This is a genomic window from Thalassospira sp. B30-1 (assembly GCF_015767575.1).
GTDB lineage: Bacteria > Pseudomonadota > Alphaproteobacteria > Rhodospirillales > Thalassospiraceae > Thalassospira > Thalassospira xiamenensis.
Map to the genome: position 1 here is coordinate 1,388,783 of NZ_CP065232.1, position 14,170 is coordinate 1,402,952.

16 protein-coding genes are annotated in these 14,170 nt (G+C 53.2%); 6 read left to right on the forward strand and 10 right to left on the reverse strand.

What is annotated here, in order from left to right; all coding sequences use genetic code 11:
- The first annotated feature begins 124 nt into the window (after nucleotides 1–124).
- Nucleotides 125–745 (forward strand): pyridoxamine 5'-phosphate oxidase, encoded by a 621-nt coding sequence (gene pdxH, locus IT971_RS06540; protein ID WP_007090902.1) that lies wholly within the window; start codon nucleotides 125–127, stop codon nucleotides 743–745.
- Nucleotides 746–815: 70 nt separating this feature from the next.
- Here the strand turns inward: pdxH and IT971_RS06545 are convergent, their stop codons facing one another.
- Nucleotides 816–1,121: a helix-turn-helix transcriptional regulator gene (locus tag IT971_RS06545; RefSeq protein ID WP_007090903.1), complete on the reverse strand. Its 306-nt coding sequence runs from the start codon at nucleotides 1,119–1,121 to the stop codon at nucleotides 816–818.
- A 322-nt stretch (nucleotides 1,122–1,443) separates the two neighbouring features.
- Here IT971_RS06545 and IT971_RS06550 point away from each other — a divergent pair, with 322 nt between their 5' ends.
- Together IT971_RS06550 and IT971_RS06555 are read left to right on the forward strand one after the other, a co-directional pair.
- On the forward strand, nucleotides 1,444–2,301 hold the full coding sequence (locus IT971_RS06550) for a universal stress protein (RefSeq protein ID WP_063095425.1): 858 nt from the start codon (nucleotides 1,444–1,446) through the stop codon (nucleotides 2,299–2,301).
- Nucleotides 2,302–2,514: 213 nt separating this feature from the next.
- Nucleotides 2,515–2,703 carry a hypothetical protein gene (locus IT971_RS06555; RefSeq protein WP_063095421.1) on the forward strand — a complete coding sequence of 63 codons (189 nt, stop codon included), beginning with the start codon at nucleotides 2,515–2,517 and terminating at the stop codon, nucleotides 2,701–2,703.
- A gap of 24 nt (nucleotides 2,704–2,727) precedes the next feature.
- Here IT971_RS06555 and IT971_RS06560 read toward each other — a convergent pair whose 3' ends face one another.
- Nucleotides 2,728–3,441, reverse strand: a complete 714-nt coding sequence (locus IT971_RS06560; RefSeq protein WP_063095418.1) for an SOS response-associated peptidase — start codon at nucleotides 3,439–3,441, stop codon at nucleotides 2,728–2,730.
- Between the two features lie 184 nt (nucleotides 3,442–3,625).
- Here IT971_RS06560 and IT971_RS06565 point away from each other — a divergent pair, with 184 nt between their 5' ends.
- Nucleotides 3,626–4,369: an SDR family NAD(P)-dependent oxidoreductase gene (locus IT971_RS06565; RefSeq protein ID WP_063095416.1), complete on the forward strand. Its 744-nt coding sequence runs from the start codon at nucleotides 3,626–3,628 to the stop codon at nucleotides 4,367–4,369.
- Nucleotides 4,370–4,428: 59 nt separating this feature from the next.
- Here IT971_RS06565 and IT971_RS06570 read toward each other — a convergent pair whose 3' ends face one another.
- The 8 genes from IT971_RS06570 to IT971_RS06605 all read right to left on the reverse strand — a co-directional run bounded on the left by IT971_RS06570 (nucleotide 4,429) and on the right by IT971_RS06605 (nucleotide 12,892).
- Nucleotides 4,429–4,941: a GNAT family N-acetyltransferase gene (locus IT971_RS06570; protein WP_037989965.1), complete on the reverse strand. Its 513-nt coding sequence runs from the start codon at nucleotides 4,939–4,941 to the stop codon at nucleotides 4,429–4,431.
- A gap of 75 nt (nucleotides 4,942–5,016) precedes the next feature.
- Nucleotides 5,017–5,556, reverse strand: coding sequence for a hypothetical protein (locus IT971_RS06575; protein ID WP_007090909.1), 540 nt, complete (start codon nucleotides 5,554–5,556; stop codon nucleotides 5,017–5,019).
- Between the two features lie 148 nt (nucleotides 5,557–5,704).
- The gene (gene rnk / locus IT971_RS06580; RefSeq protein WP_037989959.1) at nucleotides 5,705–6,124 is read right to left on the reverse strand and encodes a nucleoside diphosphate kinase regulator; all 420 of its coding nucleotides are present in this window, start codon (nucleotides 6,122–6,124) and stop codon (nucleotides 5,705–5,707) included.
- Between the two features lie 798 nt (nucleotides 6,125–6,922).
- Complete coding sequence (gene hemA / locus IT971_RS06585) at nucleotides 6,923–8,140, reverse strand: 5-aminolevulinate synthase (protein WP_007090912.1); 1,218 nt, start codon at nucleotides 8,138–8,140, stop codon at nucleotides 6,923–6,925.
- 522 nt (nucleotides 8,141–8,662) lie between these two features.
- Nucleotides 8,663–10,063 (reverse strand): aspartate aminotransferase family protein, encoded by a 1,401-nt coding sequence (locus tag IT971_RS06590; protein WP_063095412.1) that lies wholly within the window; start codon nucleotides 10,061–10,063, stop codon nucleotides 8,663–8,665.
- 210 nt (nucleotides 10,064–10,273) lie between these two features.
- Nucleotides 10,274–11,116 (reverse strand): universal stress protein, encoded by an 843-nt coding sequence (locus IT971_RS06595; RefSeq protein ID WP_007090914.1) that lies wholly within the window; start codon nucleotides 11,114–11,116, stop codon nucleotides 10,274–10,276.
- 176 nt (nucleotides 11,117–11,292) lie between these two features.
- The gene (locus IT971_RS06600; RefSeq protein ID WP_063095410.1) at nucleotides 11,293–11,838 is read right to left on the reverse strand and encodes a hypothetical protein; all 546 of its coding nucleotides are present in this window, start codon (nucleotides 11,836–11,838) and stop codon (nucleotides 11,293–11,295) included.
- Nucleotides 11,839–11,998: 160 nt separating this feature from the next.
- Nucleotides 11,999–12,892 carry a LysR family transcriptional regulator gene (locus tag IT971_RS06605; RefSeq protein ID WP_037989949.1) on the reverse strand — a complete coding sequence of 298 codons (894 nt, stop codon included), beginning with the start codon at nucleotides 12,890–12,892 and terminating at the stop codon, nucleotides 11,999–12,001.
- 108 nt (nucleotides 12,893–13,000) lie between these two features.
- On the opposite strand from IT971_RS06605, the gene IT971_RS06610 reads away from it, so the two are divergent.
- Nucleotides 13,001–13,378, forward strand: a complete 378-nt coding sequence (locus IT971_RS06610; protein WP_037989946.1) for a VOC family protein — start codon at nucleotides 13,001–13,003, stop codon at nucleotides 13,376–13,378.
- Between the two features lie 52 nt (nucleotides 13,379–13,430).
- Nucleotides 13,431–14,144 carry a glutathione S-transferase family protein gene (locus tag IT971_RS06615; RefSeq protein ID WP_063095407.1) on the forward strand — a complete coding sequence of 238 codons (714 nt, stop codon included), beginning with the start codon at nucleotides 13,431–13,433 and terminating at the stop codon, nucleotides 14,142–14,144.
- Nucleotides 14,145–14,170: the final 26 nt, after the last annotated feature.

Here is a 14,170-nt window from a genome sequence, read left to right on the forward strand (position 1 = left end):
CTGTCCCAACCGATATGTTCTGTATCTACGGAACGATCTTGATTGCGTCGTTTCACGTATATCCAAAACCCGTATCTTTCGAATTTGGTGCGGATTTTGAACTATCAAAGGAATCCTGACCCCAATGGACGAAAAAAATACGCCAAAAATGGGGCATGAAGATCATGCCGTACCGTTCGATCTTTTTGACGTGTGGTTTAAAGAGGCGAAAAACAAGGAGAAACCGTATCCGGATGCGATGACGCTGGCGACAGCAGATGCGCGCGGGCGGCCTTCGGCGCGTATTGTACTGCTTAAGGACTTTGATCAGCGCGGTTTTGTTTTTTACACCAACTATGAAAGCCGCAAGGGCGATCAACTTGCCGAAAACAGCTTTGCCGCATTGTGCTTTCACTGGAAGTCGCTTGAAAAATGCGTTCGCATCGAGGGGGCGGTGACCAAGGTCGACAGTGTGGAGTCCGACGAGTATTTCGCATCCCGACCGCGCGGCAGCCAGCTTGGCGCGTGGGCGTCAACCCAGTCCCGCCCGATGAGTGGCCGGTTCGATCTGGAAAAACGGGTTGCCGAATTCACCGCCAAATTCGGGCTGGGCAAAGTCCCTCGCCCGGAGCATTGGGGCGGCTTCCGCCTGATCCCTGATCGCATCGAATTCTGGTCCGAAGGCAAGTTCCGCCTGCATGATCGCCAGCTTTACACCCGCGATGCCGAGGATAAGGGCTGGAACCTGCAAAAGCTTTTCCCGTGATGTGGAAGGCTGTTCTGAAAATGCAAAACGCGCGAATGTCGGTTCGCGCGTTTTTGTTTGGCAGGTTTGATCAGTATTCTTCTGACGGGCAGAAGACTTCCTGTAACACGACGATGATTTTCATGATCTCGGGATTGGCCAGCGAATAATAGATGGTTTGCGATTCCCGGCGTGTCTTGACCAGTCCCTCGCGGCGCAAACGGGCAAGATGTTGCGACAGTGCAGATTGTTTAATACCCAGTTCACCTTCAAGCGTGCTGACTGATTTTTCTGTTGTTCCAAGCGAACATAAAACCATCAGACGCCACTCGTTTCCCAATGTTTTCAGGAACTCGGCAGCCTCGCGAGCGTTTTCATGCAAGTTTTTATAGGGCATCGCAGGCAGTATCCATTCTCGAAGTCAGTCCGGCTATTTTCTGGCACGTTAAAACCGATAAGCCATATAGGATGATTAATCTTCGGCATTCGGCAATGCATTGGTTTGATGTTACACTGGTTTCTTTTTCCGCCTAAGCATTTCGTAGGGGAAAGCCCCTTTTCAATGCATGGACGGGATCTTTTATAAAAGTTTTGATCTTGAACAAGGAAAGATGCGTTTTCTGGTTGCAGACTGTCCCTTTCTGACGTCTTGACGCATTGTAGTGATCGCAACAAGGCACACGTGTCGGAAGACACATCAATTCTCGGGAGTGAGTGCGATGGCAGTAAGAACAATTCTGGCCCCGGTGGCAGGTTCGAACATTGATCAGCGTGTACTGGATCTGGCGTTCCGGACGGCCAAAAGATTTGATGCACATCTTGAGGCATTGTTTGTTGCCGCCGAACCACAAGATGCGATCCCGATTGTCGGGGAAGGCATGTCGGGCCTGATCATCGAAGAAATGATGCGGGCTGCTGAAAACGAAACCCAGCGCCGTGAAACCCGCGGGCGTGCTGCCTATGATGCGGCGCGTGACGACGCCGCCGTTGCCGAGGCCGCCGTTCCGATGGCCGATCTTCAGGCGACCTGTGCATGGCGGCGCGACAATGGCCGCGAAGACGAAACCGTTGCCCGACGTGGTCGTCTGTTTGATCTTGTGGTCATTGGCCGCGAACCGCGCGAAGCTGCCGCGTCGCTTACTTTTGATGCCGCCCTGATGGAAACCGGTCGTCCGTTGCTGGTTGCGCCGGAAAAAACACCCGAAACCGTTGGCGAAAAAGTCGTGATTGCCTGGAATGGCGGAGTGGAAGCCGCCCGTGCCGTGACATCGGCCATGCCACTTTTGCGTACGGCCAAGGAAGTCACCATCGTCAGTGTCGGCGAAGTCCCCCATGGCCGTGCCTGTGCCAAAGCATTGGCCGAACAGTTCCTTTGGCACGGAGTCGAGGCACGGGTGTCCGAATTGCCCGAACAGTCGCACGTTGCTAATGCCTTGATATCCGAGGCAGAAAAGGTCGGTGCCGATAGCATCGTGCTGGGCGCTTACAGCCATTCGCGGTTCAAGGAAATGATCCTTGGCGGTGTTACACAGGATATGCTGGCAAAATGCACTTTGCCGCTTTGGATAATGCATTGACCCATAGGTCACGTAACATCCTGAAATCCGGATGATTATTTGTATGATCATTGGTATATGACAAAAAAGGCGCAGTCTTTTGCGCCTTTTTTGTTGCGTCTGCGAACAAAACCCGCCACCGTTACTGAAATCTTACAAAGACGACGGCCCGATCAACGAGGCCTTCGCCCGATAAAAGAACAGTGGAAGAAACGTCTGGCAGGGGAAAATCCCATGTTATCACTTCGCGATGTCATTGATTTCGCATCCATGTCCGAAGATCTGAGCCGGGAACTTACCCGTCAGAATGTCGGCTTGCCCGATCTTGGCGCTTTGGTTGCAAGCTATTCCGGTGTTGCTGCTGGCCCTGTTAGCAATTGCAATGAAGCACCATGTGCCGCCAACGATGTGGATGGCGAATAACTTACAAAGTCTCTGATGTCCCGATCAGAACAGGTTGATCTGGTCTTTTCGCTTTCGCGAATTCGTTTTTTCAGGGACATCTTCTTCGCACCAATCCAGAACATGATTGGGCACCGGGCCCAGCATGTGACGCACGGCGTCAAATCCGTTGACCGGATCAAGCCATCCGGCGATATGGTTTGGCCCGATCACGGCGGGCATGCGGTCATGGATATGTGAAATTGCCTGTGCGGGGGCGCAGGTGATGATGACCGCCTCGCGTCCGTTTTCAAGCCCGGCAAACAGCACTGGCTGATGATCTGGCAGGGTGATGCGGGTCTTGTGCTTTACCCTGCCGTCCTTGCGCCATTCAAACCAGCTTGTCGCTGGTATCAGGCAACGCCGATCCAGCAAGGGACGAAAGGTCGGTTTCTGATCAAGGGTTTCGGCTCGGGCATTGATCAGTGGCGCATTCAGCGTTGAAACGCTTAACCCCCAACGGCGCGAGGCAGCCTTTTGACCCGGCAGGATCACAATCACCGGATCGGTCGGGCGTCGAATGCCAGACAGGCTTTCAAATGCGGCTTGGTCTGCGTCCTCCAACGGCTTTTCGGTATCTCGTCGATCTGCATCCCGCCCGTCTACATCGCGGTCGGCTGCAAAATCCGATGCTTCCTTGCGAATGATATCGCTAAGGTCGATGGCCAGTTGTGCCTGAAACGCGTTCATGTCGTTGATAAGCTGGTATTGGCTGCACATCGGATTGTCTGTTCGTTCCTTAATTGACAATGATCATAGCCGTTTGACTGGTTTTGATACAACCTTCGTCCTATATAGGAACGCGTGATGCGATGCGTGCTTGCGACGGATCGCAATGCTATAAGAAGATGACGATACGATATAATGTGCCACTTCGGCGCGCGGGATTTGAAAGAGCCACCCAATGAATGCCACTGCCCCGAAAACCGTTGTCCTGACTGGCGCAAGCCGGGGGATCGGCCATGTTACGGTCGGTTATTTTGCCGCGCGCGGCTGGCGGGTGATTTGCTGTTCACGTGAAGCTCCGCCGCCCAGTTGCCCGCGTGATCCGGCTCAGGGCATTCATATTGCCGCCGATCTTTCCAAACCCGACGATGTCGAGCTTTTCATCAAGCAGGCCAACGAAGTTCTTGGCGATGATCCGCTGCATGCATTGGTCAATAATGCCGGGGTATCGCCCAAGACGCCGTATAAAGAACGGCTCGGTTGCCTGAATGGCGATATCGAGGCATGGCGTGATGTCTTCGAACTGAACTTCTTTACTCCGTTGACTTTGTCGCGCGGCTTTGCCGCAGCCCTGCATCGCGGCAAGGGGGCGATTTGTAATATCACCTCGATCGCGGGCCACTATGTTCATCCGTTTGCCGGATCGGCTTATTCCACGTCCAAGGCTGCCCTTTCGGGGCTGACACGTGAAATGGCGGTGGAGTTTGCCGAACTGGGCGTGCGGGTCAATGCCGTTGCACCCGGCGAGATCAAAACCGCAATGATTTCCCCGGAATACGAGGCACTGGTGCCGCGTATTCCGATGAACCGAATGGGCACCCCCGAAGACGTCGCCGCCGCCGTTCATTATCTGGTGGGGGAGGACAGCAGCTATGTCACCGGTACGGAAATTTTCGTAACCGGTGGGCAGCATCTGTACTGATTTTGCAAGTCTGTAGGGCTTTGATCGAAAAAAAACAGCCAGGAACTTACGGCTGTTTTTTATCGGTGGTGGTTCGAGGAAATGTAAAATGCCGAATCATATTCAGCCTTGCCCGCCGGAATATCATCAATCAACGGACGTGCCATGAAATACTGTTCCGGGACGCCGTCCAGTTTCAGGTCGGGCAGGGGAGCAAAGCCGAACCGGCTGTAATAATCAGGTTCGCCCAGAACCACGCACCCCGCCGCATCATTGACCCGCAAGCGTGCAATGCCAGCCTGAATCAGTTCCGATCCGATGCCAAAACCCTGTCGGTCGGGACACACCGCAACCGGCCCAAGGCCGAACCAGTCGATATTTTTACCATCGATGGTAATCGGCGAGAAGGCTACGCAGCCGACAAGTTCGTTATCTTCAATCGCGACAAGCGAAATGCTGAGCTTGCCCTTTTTGCGCAAGGCATCGACGATCAGATGTTCAGTTTGCTGACTATGAGGGGCTGTTGCGAATGCGCTGGCCAGCAATGCATGGATTGCCGGAATATCGGACTTTGTCTCATCGCGTATAAGCATGATCGTCCCGTCCCATCCTGTGACTTCACGCCTGCTACCTGCAGGTCTGTCACACGACTATAACGGGAAAATCAATTAGACCAACAGGCTTTTAAGCCAGTCGCGCTTTTGCTCCAGCCGACGGGCTTCCATATCAAGCCATCCGGTGAACGGGGCGGCTTCGTTTGCGTGGTCTTCACGCAGTGCCAGAACGCGATCAAGTTCCAGTTCGCAAACGTCATGCAGGATTTCGATCTGGTCGCGACGGGTTTCATCATCAAGCAGATGCAAGAACCGCATTTTAAGCGCCATGACAAGCCGCGAAAGTTCGCCCGACGTATCTCGAAGCGTGCCCTGCATCAGTTCCTGAAATTTATCGTGCCCGGCCTTGGTCAGCGACAATTGTGCATCTGAATAGGACCCGCTATTGCAATCCTCGCGCACCAGCCCTTCAAGCTTCAGAAGCTGAAGCGAGCTTCCCATCATATCAAGCGATGGCCCCATGATATGGGCGGTAAAATGACGCACTGAATTGGCCAGATCGGCATAACTGATCGGTTTGTCCGAAAGGGCAAGGGTACCAAGTGCGCAGAGGCGCAGACATTCTTTGGGCAGCAATGTTCTATCCGAATACATAAACGGTCCCTGTCATGTTGCAGGTACCTATGTTAACGCGAACGGTTCTTAATTGCAAGGTGTCGATGCCGGAGAAACCCCGGCACCGGTGAATATAGATCACAATCATGATTCCGCAAACAGACTGTCAAAGACATATCGCTCCCGTTCAGGGGGCAACGACGTCATGAACGGTCAGTTCCCGGACTTCACCATCGGGCGTTTGCCACCAGATGGTTTCACCCTTTCTGATACCGATCAGGGCTGCTCCAACCGGTGTCATGACCGAAATCCGCTGGGTGGATATGTCTGCTTCGGTGGGCATGACAAGAATTATGGTTTGCATGCCACCGGTCGCATTGTCGCGGAATGTGACTTCCGATCCGATGGTGATGGCATCAGGGGGCAGTTCGGATCGTGTGGCGATCACAGCCCTGTCTATTTCGTCAAGCAGGCGGTTGGCGACAATCGGGTTCCGGCCAATATTGGCCCGTGCAAGGTTTTCAAGCTGATCGGCGATGGTCTGATCGATGAAAACGGCTGGATCATGGGACTGGGTTTCAGTGAAGGTTTTGGTAGTGGTTTGCATATCGAAAAGTCCTTTGGATGGGATGTGATGTTGCGACACATAAGGTCGCAAACAGGATTCAGTTGAACGGGACCAAAAGCTCACCCCCCTGAAGGGGGAGCCTTCTGACTGTGGTGTCGGCCAAAAGAAGCGGGCTGCGTTGTCGTGGTTTCATGCCGATAACGGTCAGGCCGATAAAACTTCGCAAATCAACGACACTCGGATCGCGACTGTTGCCACCAGAGTTGGCTGAGTGATCATTGATATTGCCAATCATGGCTTTGAGGCTTGGTTAGGTTCAGGCTTAGGAACGATGTCTGTGGCGGCTGATCATTAATCGAAAAGCAGATAAAATCGCCCGGGCAAAGCCTGCTTGTCAGAGGGCGCAAAGTTTCAAGTCGTTTGAATTTCTGGGGGCGACCGATAGGGCGCGTGCGCACATCGTGTGTTTGCGTGCATGTGATGCTGTTTGGGGGAATGCCACCCAAAGCACGGCATTTCAAAGCTGTCATTGTAATCCTGCCTGTCAAACGATCCGGTTGGATGCTCATCGAAGGTCATTGAAGGTTTGACTTCAAAACCCCGAGTGCAGGTATAGGAATACGTTCCTCACCCCACTCGGGGTAAGGCTCCTGCGAGAAGGGAACCCGCATTGATTACAAAACGAATGTTTAATTGCTGCTTCAACATGACTGGATCAGTCTAGCATAACGGTCTTGAAATTGAATGATCTTATTGGTGCATAAAAAGCAAGACCGGCACATGGTCATGTCTGTGCCGGTCTTATGTGTTCCGTCGCGGATCGCGTGATTTTCCGCTTTATGCCGCTTTTGCGATGCCCAACTGGCCCCAGACGGTCAGAAGTGAATCGATCAGGTGATCGATCAGTTCATCATTGTGAAGCGGGCCGGGGGTAAAGCGCAGCCGTTCTGTGCCGCGCGGTACGGTCGGATAGTTGATCGGCTGGACATAGATGTCGTGATCAAACAGCAACCGGTCGCTGGCTTCCTTGCACATGCTGGCGTCGCCCACCATCAGTGGCACGATATGACTTGGCGCATCCATGACCGGAAGACCGGCGGCACGCATACGTTCACGCAGCGTTTCGGCACGTTCTTTCTGCGCTTCGCGTTCGACATTGCTGTCTTTGAGGTGGCGAACCGATGCCAAGGCACCAGCCGCGATGCTGGGTGGATGGGAGCTGGTAAAGATAAAGCCGTTGCCAAAGCTGCGCACGAAATCGACGATTTCGGTTTTACCGGCGATATAGCCGCCAATAACGCCAAAGGCCTTGGCAAGCGTGCCTTGGACGATATCAACGCGGTCCATCACGCCGTCGCGTTCGGCGACGCCGCCGCCGCGCGGGCCATACATGCCAACCGCATGGACTTCGTCGAGATACGAAATCGCGTTGTATTTTTCGCACAGATCAAGGATTTCGGCGATCGGTGCGATGTCGCCATCCATTGAATAGACGGACTCGAACGCAACGATCTTGGCGCGGTTCGGCCCCAGATCGCGCAGGATTTCTTCAAGATGTTCGACGTCGTTATGTTTCCAGATCCGGCGTTCCGCCTTTGAATGGCGCATGCCTTCGATCATGGAATTGTGATTGAACGAGTCGGAAATGATCACACAATCCGGCAGCTTCGAGCCAAGGGTCGAAAGCGTCGTCCAGTTGGCGACATAGCCCGATGTCATCAGAAGGGCTGCTTCCTTGCCATGCAGATCGGCGAGTTCATTCTCGAGCGCGACATGCAGATGGTTGGAGCCGGAAATATTTCGTGTGCCACCCGCCCCGCCGCCCTGACCGGTGACGGCGTTTTGCATGGCTTCAAGAACCGTGGGATGTTGCCCCATGCCGAGATAGTCGTTTGAGCACCAGACCGTAATTTTGCGCGGTGTATCACCGTTATCGGGGTGATACATGGCCTTGGGAAATTCACCGACAATACGTTCAAGATTGGCGAATACGCGGTAACGGCCTTCAGCCTTGAGGCCGGACAACGCGTCTTTAAAGAAGGTGTTATAATTCATCTTTTGTGTCTTTCGCCTGTCTCTTTACCGCGGGTACGGGCTTGTGTCTCATCCCGTTCTCTCTCCCTTGGTAAAGCTCTGGTCCTGGCCGGATATGCGTACATCTCCGGATCAGCATGGTCCCGTCTGACCGGGTCTTGATAACTTCCTTATCGGACATGGCTTCCGACTTGGCATTGACCCTTGTCAAAAATTTTAAAGCGATTCCAGTTTCAGCTAAAACTTTTCAGCAAAGCTTCACTGCGAACCACGCTGTCAAAGAAGGCGTCCATTCATTGTGTGTCGATCACGCCATCTCGTGGCGTTGGGCGGTTCCCCATTCACTTTCCAATTTGGCGCTATTGATCGCATTTGGCAAGGTTTTGAAAGGACTTCCGACCCACAATTAAATCAATTTAAACAAGCGGCAAAATCTATCGATTGTTTTATTTCGGAAGTTTAAGGCTATTCGCCTGCCGCCGTATTCATTGGAGTGCGGCGGCAGGTGTTTGTTTTTAATGTGTTTTCTGGAGTGTTAAGGATTTAGCCGAGGCTTTCATGCCAGTCCACAAGGGCCGCTTCGACCTTGTCGAACATGTCATGAACCTGTTCTTCGGTAATGATCAGTGGTGGGCAAAAGGCAACGCTGTCACCAAGTGCACGCAGGATCACACCGTAGTCCATACATTTTGCAACAACCGCCTTACCGGCAGCACCGACAGGCTGCATTGGTGTTTTCAGACATTTGTCAGCGACCAGTTCAAATGCGCCAATCAGCCCGCGTCCGCGGGTTTCGCCGATATGTTCAAATTTGTTCAGGTCCTTAAGGCGTTTCTGGAACGGCGACATGACATTGCGGACATGTTCGACAATACCGTCCTCTTCGTAAATGCGCAGTGTTTCAAGGGCGACTGCGGCCGCGACCGGATGGCCGGAATAGGTAAAGCCATGGCCAAAGGTACCAATTTCATCGGATGCCTTTTTCGCCGCCTGATAAATCTTGTCATTGATGAACAGGGCCGAAATCGGCTGATAGGCCGATGAAAGCTGCTTGGCGACCGTGATCATGTCGGGTTTGAGCCGGAAGGTTTCGGTGGCAAACATCCGCCCGGTTCGCCCAAAACCGCAAATGACCTCGTCGGCAATGAACAGGATATTGTAACGATCCAGAACTTCCTGCACCTTTTCGAAATAGGTGCGCGGCGGCACGATGACGCCACCGGCCCCCATGATCGGTTCTGCAATAAATGCGCCGACGGTTTCCGGGCCTTCGGCCTGGATCAGGTCTTCAAGCTGTTCGGCCAGACGGGTCGCGAAATCTTCTTCTTCCTCGCCGGACTGGGCTTCGCGCCAGTAATGCGGGGTTTCGGTATGAATGATGCGGTCAATCGGCAGATCAAACATTTTGTGATTGCCCTGAAGCCCCGTCATCGAGGCCGCAGCCACCGTCACCCCGTGATAACCCTTCTTGCGCGAGATGATCTTTTTCTTTTCCGGCTGGCCGATGGCATTGTGATAATACCAGACCATCTTCACCGCAGAATCAGTTGCCTCTGAACCGCTATTGGCAAAGAACACCTTGGACATCGGGACGGGTACAAGTTCAAGAAGCTTCTCGGCCAGATCAATCGCCGGGTTGGTGCTGCGCGATGCGAATGTGTGATAATAGGGCAGGGTTTCAAGCTGCTTTGTTGCGGCTTCAACAAGGCGCCTTTCGCCAAAACCAAGCGATGCACACCAAAGACCGGCCATGCCTTCGATAAAATCGCGGCCATTGTCGTCGGTCACGTAAATCCCGTGGCCCTTTGAAATGACATGTGGCCCGGTTTTTTCATGCGCGGCCAGGTTGGTATAGGGATGCAGATAGCTTGCGATATCGCGGCTGGCCGCGGAATTGCCTTTGGCCGATGGGGCAGTTGGGGCGATGATGGCGTCTGTGGTCATGATAACCTCTGTTTCGTGCAGGAAAGTTCCTGATGCTTTCAGGCACTTTAGTCAGCATTCTGCGGGTTGGAAATCATTAGTTGGGCCCTGTTCCGGCGAAGATCCTTTGGCGGTTCGTCAAAACAGAAATCACCAAAACAGAAGCCCAAAAGCAAAACCGGCCGGGCAAGGGGCACCGGCCGGATTGGTAAAGATGTTGTCGGTCGTAACCTAGTGCGACATCAGAACCGGAACCGTCATGTGACGCAGAAGATGTTGGGTCACACCCCCCAACATCAGTTCGCGCAGGCGCGGACGGCCATAGGCGCCGCAAAGGATCAAATCGATGCTTTCATCCGCCGCACGCGACAACAGAAGATCGCCAACACTGATGCCACTGGCATTCATGCTTTCCTTGCGGACATTGACACCGTGGCGTTCAAGCCGCGATCCGATATCGACACCCGGCACCGGAATGGAATCACGTGCCCCCTTGTTCGGATCGGCACACAGAACGAGGGCCGATTTGGCATTTTCAAGAAACGCCATGCCGTCATTCACCGCACGGACAGCTTCGCGATAGGGTTTCCATGCAACCATGACGCGTTCGCCAATCGTTTCGAACCGACCGGCATAAGGTACGACCAGAACCGGGGTGCCAGCAGTCAGAATGGCCTTGTCGGGCATTTCCGAGGTCGAGGACGGGTCGGCACTGTCCGGATCATACTGGCCCAGAACCGTCAGGTCGTGATGGCGCGCATACATGGCAACCGTGTCGGCAATCTCGGCGGCAGAGCATGGTGTTTCCTGCCAACTGAAGGTTACACCGGCATCTTCGCAGGCTTTGGCGAAGTCGCGCTTGGCTTCCTTGGCGGTTTCGGCCATTGCAGCACGCTGCTGATTGATGATTTCCTGGGAAATCTGAACTTCCATGAAACGCGGAATTTCCGCATAGGGCAGAAGAAACAGCCCGGTCAGGTGGGCTTTGTGCGCTTTGGCAACTTTCAGGGCAACCGAAAGCCGTTGGGCGCAAGGGGCCGAATTGTCGATATGAACAAGGATATCCCGATACATCTGCCAGTCTCCTTTTCCGGGCAGCCCCGCCTTCGATCAAGGCGGCTAGCGTGGTTATGAGAAGCAGTCTAATGCGATCAGTGCTGGCGTTCTTTGTTCTATCTCAAATTACACTTACCGCCTGTACTGAGTATCGCGTAACCCTGTGGCGAGAAAATGACTGTCCGTGAATTGGCTCAGCCGTCGGCAGGACGTGACATCATCGGAATGGACTTTTCCATGGTCGGGGCACTGTCATCGGGCATCGTGACCGGACCAGATGTTGACGTTCCCGCGGTTGGATCGGCCATCATTGGTGCGCCGGCAGACGGCATTGTTCCCATGCTGTTACCCGAAATGATCGCAAGGCTTTTGCGCAATTGCTGTGACAGGGTTGACCAGTTGGTCTGTAGCGTGTTGCAGGCTGCCGGGTCATTTTGCTGAACACAGCGTTGCGCCATGCGATCAAGTATACCAAGGGCGATACGCGCCTCGTCGATTTGCTGGCGCTGCATATCGGTGATTGCGGCTTTTTTCGGATCTGGCGCCATGACAAATTTGTCATTTGCAGTATTGGCTGGCGCATTTGCGGATGTTGACGTGGTCGGGCCACCCCACGGGGTTACGATTTCCGCCGTGGTATTGGTGGGGGAATTGCTTTGTGCGGTGGGCTGCACGCAGCCCGACAGCAGTGCCGCAGAAACAACAAGACCGGACAGGAGGCCCGCGCTTCTGATCTTCATGACTTGCTCCTTTGGCCGCAAGGCGATGTCCGCCGGGCCGTTCCCTTTACTTTACAGTGCCATTTATTGTACGGCCTTGCTTTTGCTTGTGAATATATTGGACCCAGTTACGCGTGATGTCCAGAAAAGGGCGCGTGACAGCTTATTGACCCGGGCTTTGTTACCGAGCTGGCGGTATCAAGCGGGGTTCGTTCTTAAGCGCATTTCCGAGCCATTGCAGAACCAGCTTGATGCGTTCAATGCGTTTGAGTTCTGGATGTGTAAGCACCCAAAGCCTGTTTGGTACGAATTGATGCAGAGACGTAACGCGTTCAAGATCTGGGATCGCCAGATCAGCAGGCAGGCAAGCATATCCAATTCCGGCGCGAGCAAGGCCTGCCATTGCAACAAAATCATCGCTACGATGGATGATCCGGTCAGCGTGGTTTTCGTCGAGCCATTTAAATACCGGATGATTTCTTAGGGCTCCGCTGGCACCGATAAACCCACCGGGCAAGCGATCCGGAAATTTCATGGCATTGAAATTCTGCTCGGTTTTTTCCGCCATATCATGATTTGCGTAAAGTCCCCAATCTATCTTGCGAACTTCGCGGCCGACAAGATATTCGGGCGGGAGTTCCGCGACCCGTATCGCGATATCAGCATGGCGTTCTGCCATGTTGAATTCCTGATTACTTGCCAGAAGTTCAAGGCTGATATCTGGGTAGGCCGTCTGTAAGCGGGCAAAATAATCAGGCAGAATGAAATAGGCAAAGCTTGTCGGTGCGGTAATTCGGACCGTCCCAGCAGCGGCAATATCGCGCCCGGAAACACTTAGATTGATAGCTTCGAAATTGTTCAGGATTTGCCGGGCGGGACCAAGCATCTCTTCACCTGCTTCGGTCAGGCTGTAACGGCCTTTGATCCGTTCGAATAGGCGTGTTCCGGTTTCTTTTTCCAATGCATGGATATGGCGAAATACCGTTGTATTGCTGACATTCAGACGTTCGGCTGCTTTTTCAAGTGACCCGGCGTCGACAACGGCAAGAAACGATTTCACATAATTCCAGTCCATTTTGGCCTTTCAAATTTGCAATGAATTTATTCAAAATTGCCTATTTATTGTAAATTTGCAAATTCATACGATGGAGCCGATAAAGCCAGACAACCAAGAGAGAGCAAAATGATTGGTTATACATCGATTGGGACGAACAACCTTGCTACGTCCGGGGCATTTTACGACGCCATTCTTGGCATGATGGGGGCCAAGCGGGTGATGGAGATGGAGGATTTCATTGTCTGGGCACGCGCGGAAGGAGAGGCCAATTTTTCGGTTCATTTGCCTTTTGACGGCAGGCGGGCAACCGTTGGGAATGGTGTAATGATCGCCTTGCAGGGAAAATCAAAGGACGAGGTCGACGCCGTATACAGCAAGGCGATCAGCGTCGGGGCAGTATCGGAAGGGGAACCGGGCGCGCGCGGCGGTGATGATAGCGGTTTTTACGCAGCCTATTTTCGCGATCCGGATGGCAATAAAATCAACATTCATTACATGTCGTGATTTGCCTGAAACTTGGCGGTTTTTGGGAGAAAACGGCTAAAAGGAGGTGGGGGTGGAACATCCGCATTTTAAGCTGATAGGCCACCGGCTGTGCCCGTATGTGCAACGGGTTGCAATGGTTATGGGGCACTACGCGATTGATCATGAAAGGGAAGATATTCGTCTGGAAGACAAGCCAGCCTGGCTTGAAAAGTTCAGTTCGGAAAGGCAAGTGCCGGTCTTGCTTCTTGACCAAACGCGACCGCTAACCGAGGCTGCGGTTATTTGCGATTATCTCGACAGGATTAATGGTCGTGCGCTTTATCCGGTCGATCTGATTGAGAGTGCCGAACACAGTATCTGGATTTTACGAGCAGAGCGGATATTGTCGCTAACTGCAGATCTTGTGTATCGGGCTCATAATGAGCATGACTGCGATCTGACATTGCACAGGATCGGCCTGATCTTGGCCATACTCAACAAGAAGTTTGAAGCCGCCGGACCCTTTCGCGAGGTTGGGCTATGCATGGTCGATATGGCCTATGCGACCGCGTTTCGGGCATTTCCGGTATTGGTATACGGGCTTAACCGGGATTTGTTTGCGGGGTTTGAACATGTTCGTGGCTGGAGCGAACGATTGTTAAAAAACGATATCGTGCGGACGGTAGTCCCCCAAACGTATCATGGGGAACTTCATCATTTTATCGCATCAAGACAAAGCTATCTGGCCAAAAGGCTATCGATGCTTCCGGTGCCACAAAAGCCCGCCTTATCTGCCTCCCAATAGCTTTGTCAGATTACAATTAACGGACT

Bases quoted from the DNA above. Each gene is read 5' to 3' on its own strand.
- IT971_RS06550 (WP_063095425.1), top strand. From the start codon at position 1,444: ATGGCAGTAAGAACAATTCTGGCCCCGGTGGCAGGTTCGAACATTGAT.
- IT971_RS06595 (WP_007090914.1), bottom strand. From the start codon at position 11,116: ATGTATCGGGATATCCTTGTTCATATCGACAATTCGGCCCCTTGCGCC.
- IT971_RS06560 (WP_063095418.1), bottom strand. From the start codon at position 3,441: ATGTGCAGCCAATACCAGCTTATCAACGACATGAACGCGTTTCAGGCA.
- hemA (WP_007090912.1), bottom strand. From the start codon at position 8,140: ATGAATTATAACACCTTCTTTAAAGACGCGTTGTCCGGCCTCAAGGCT.
- IT971_RS06545 (WP_007090903.1), bottom strand. From the start codon at position 1,121: ATGCCCTATAAAAACTTGCATGAAAACGCTCGCGAGGCTGCCGAGTTC.
- IT971_RS06575 (WP_007090909.1), bottom strand. From the start codon at position 5,556: ATGTATTCGGATAGAACATTGCTGCCCAAAGAATGTCTGCGCCTCTGC.
- IT971_RS06605 (WP_037989949.1), bottom strand. From the start codon at position 12,892: ATGGACTGGAATTATGTGAAATCGTTTCTTGCCGTTGTCGACGCCGGG.
- IT971_RS06600 (WP_063095410.1), bottom strand. From the start codon at position 11,838: ATGAAGATCAGAAGCGCGGGCCTCCTGTCCGGTCTTGTTGTTTCTGCG.
- pdxH (WP_007090902.1), top strand. From the start codon at position 125: ATGGACGAAAAAAATACGCCAAAAATGGGGCATGAAGATCATGCCGTA.
- IT971_RS06555 (WP_063095421.1), top strand. From the start codon at position 2,515: ATGTTATCACTTCGCGATGTCATTGATTTCGCATCCATGTCCGAAGAT.
- IT971_RS06570 (WP_037989965.1), bottom strand. From the start codon at position 4,941: ATGCTTATACGCGATGAGACAAAGTCCGATATTCCGGCAATCCATGCA.
- IT971_RS06565 (WP_063095416.1), top strand. From the start codon at position 3,626: ATGAATGCCACTGCCCCGAAAACCGTTGTCCTGACTGGCGCAAGCCGG.
- IT971_RS06610 (WP_037989946.1), top strand. From the start codon at position 13,001: ATGATTGGTTATACATCGATTGGGACGAACAACCTTGCTACGTCCGGG.
- rnk (WP_037989959.1), bottom strand. From the start codon at position 6,124: ATGCAAACCACTACCAAAACCTTCACTGAAACCCAGTCCCATGATCCA.
- IT971_RS06590 (WP_063095412.1), bottom strand. From the start codon at position 10,063: ATGACCACAGACGCCATCATCGCCCCAACTGCCCCATCGGCCAAAGGC.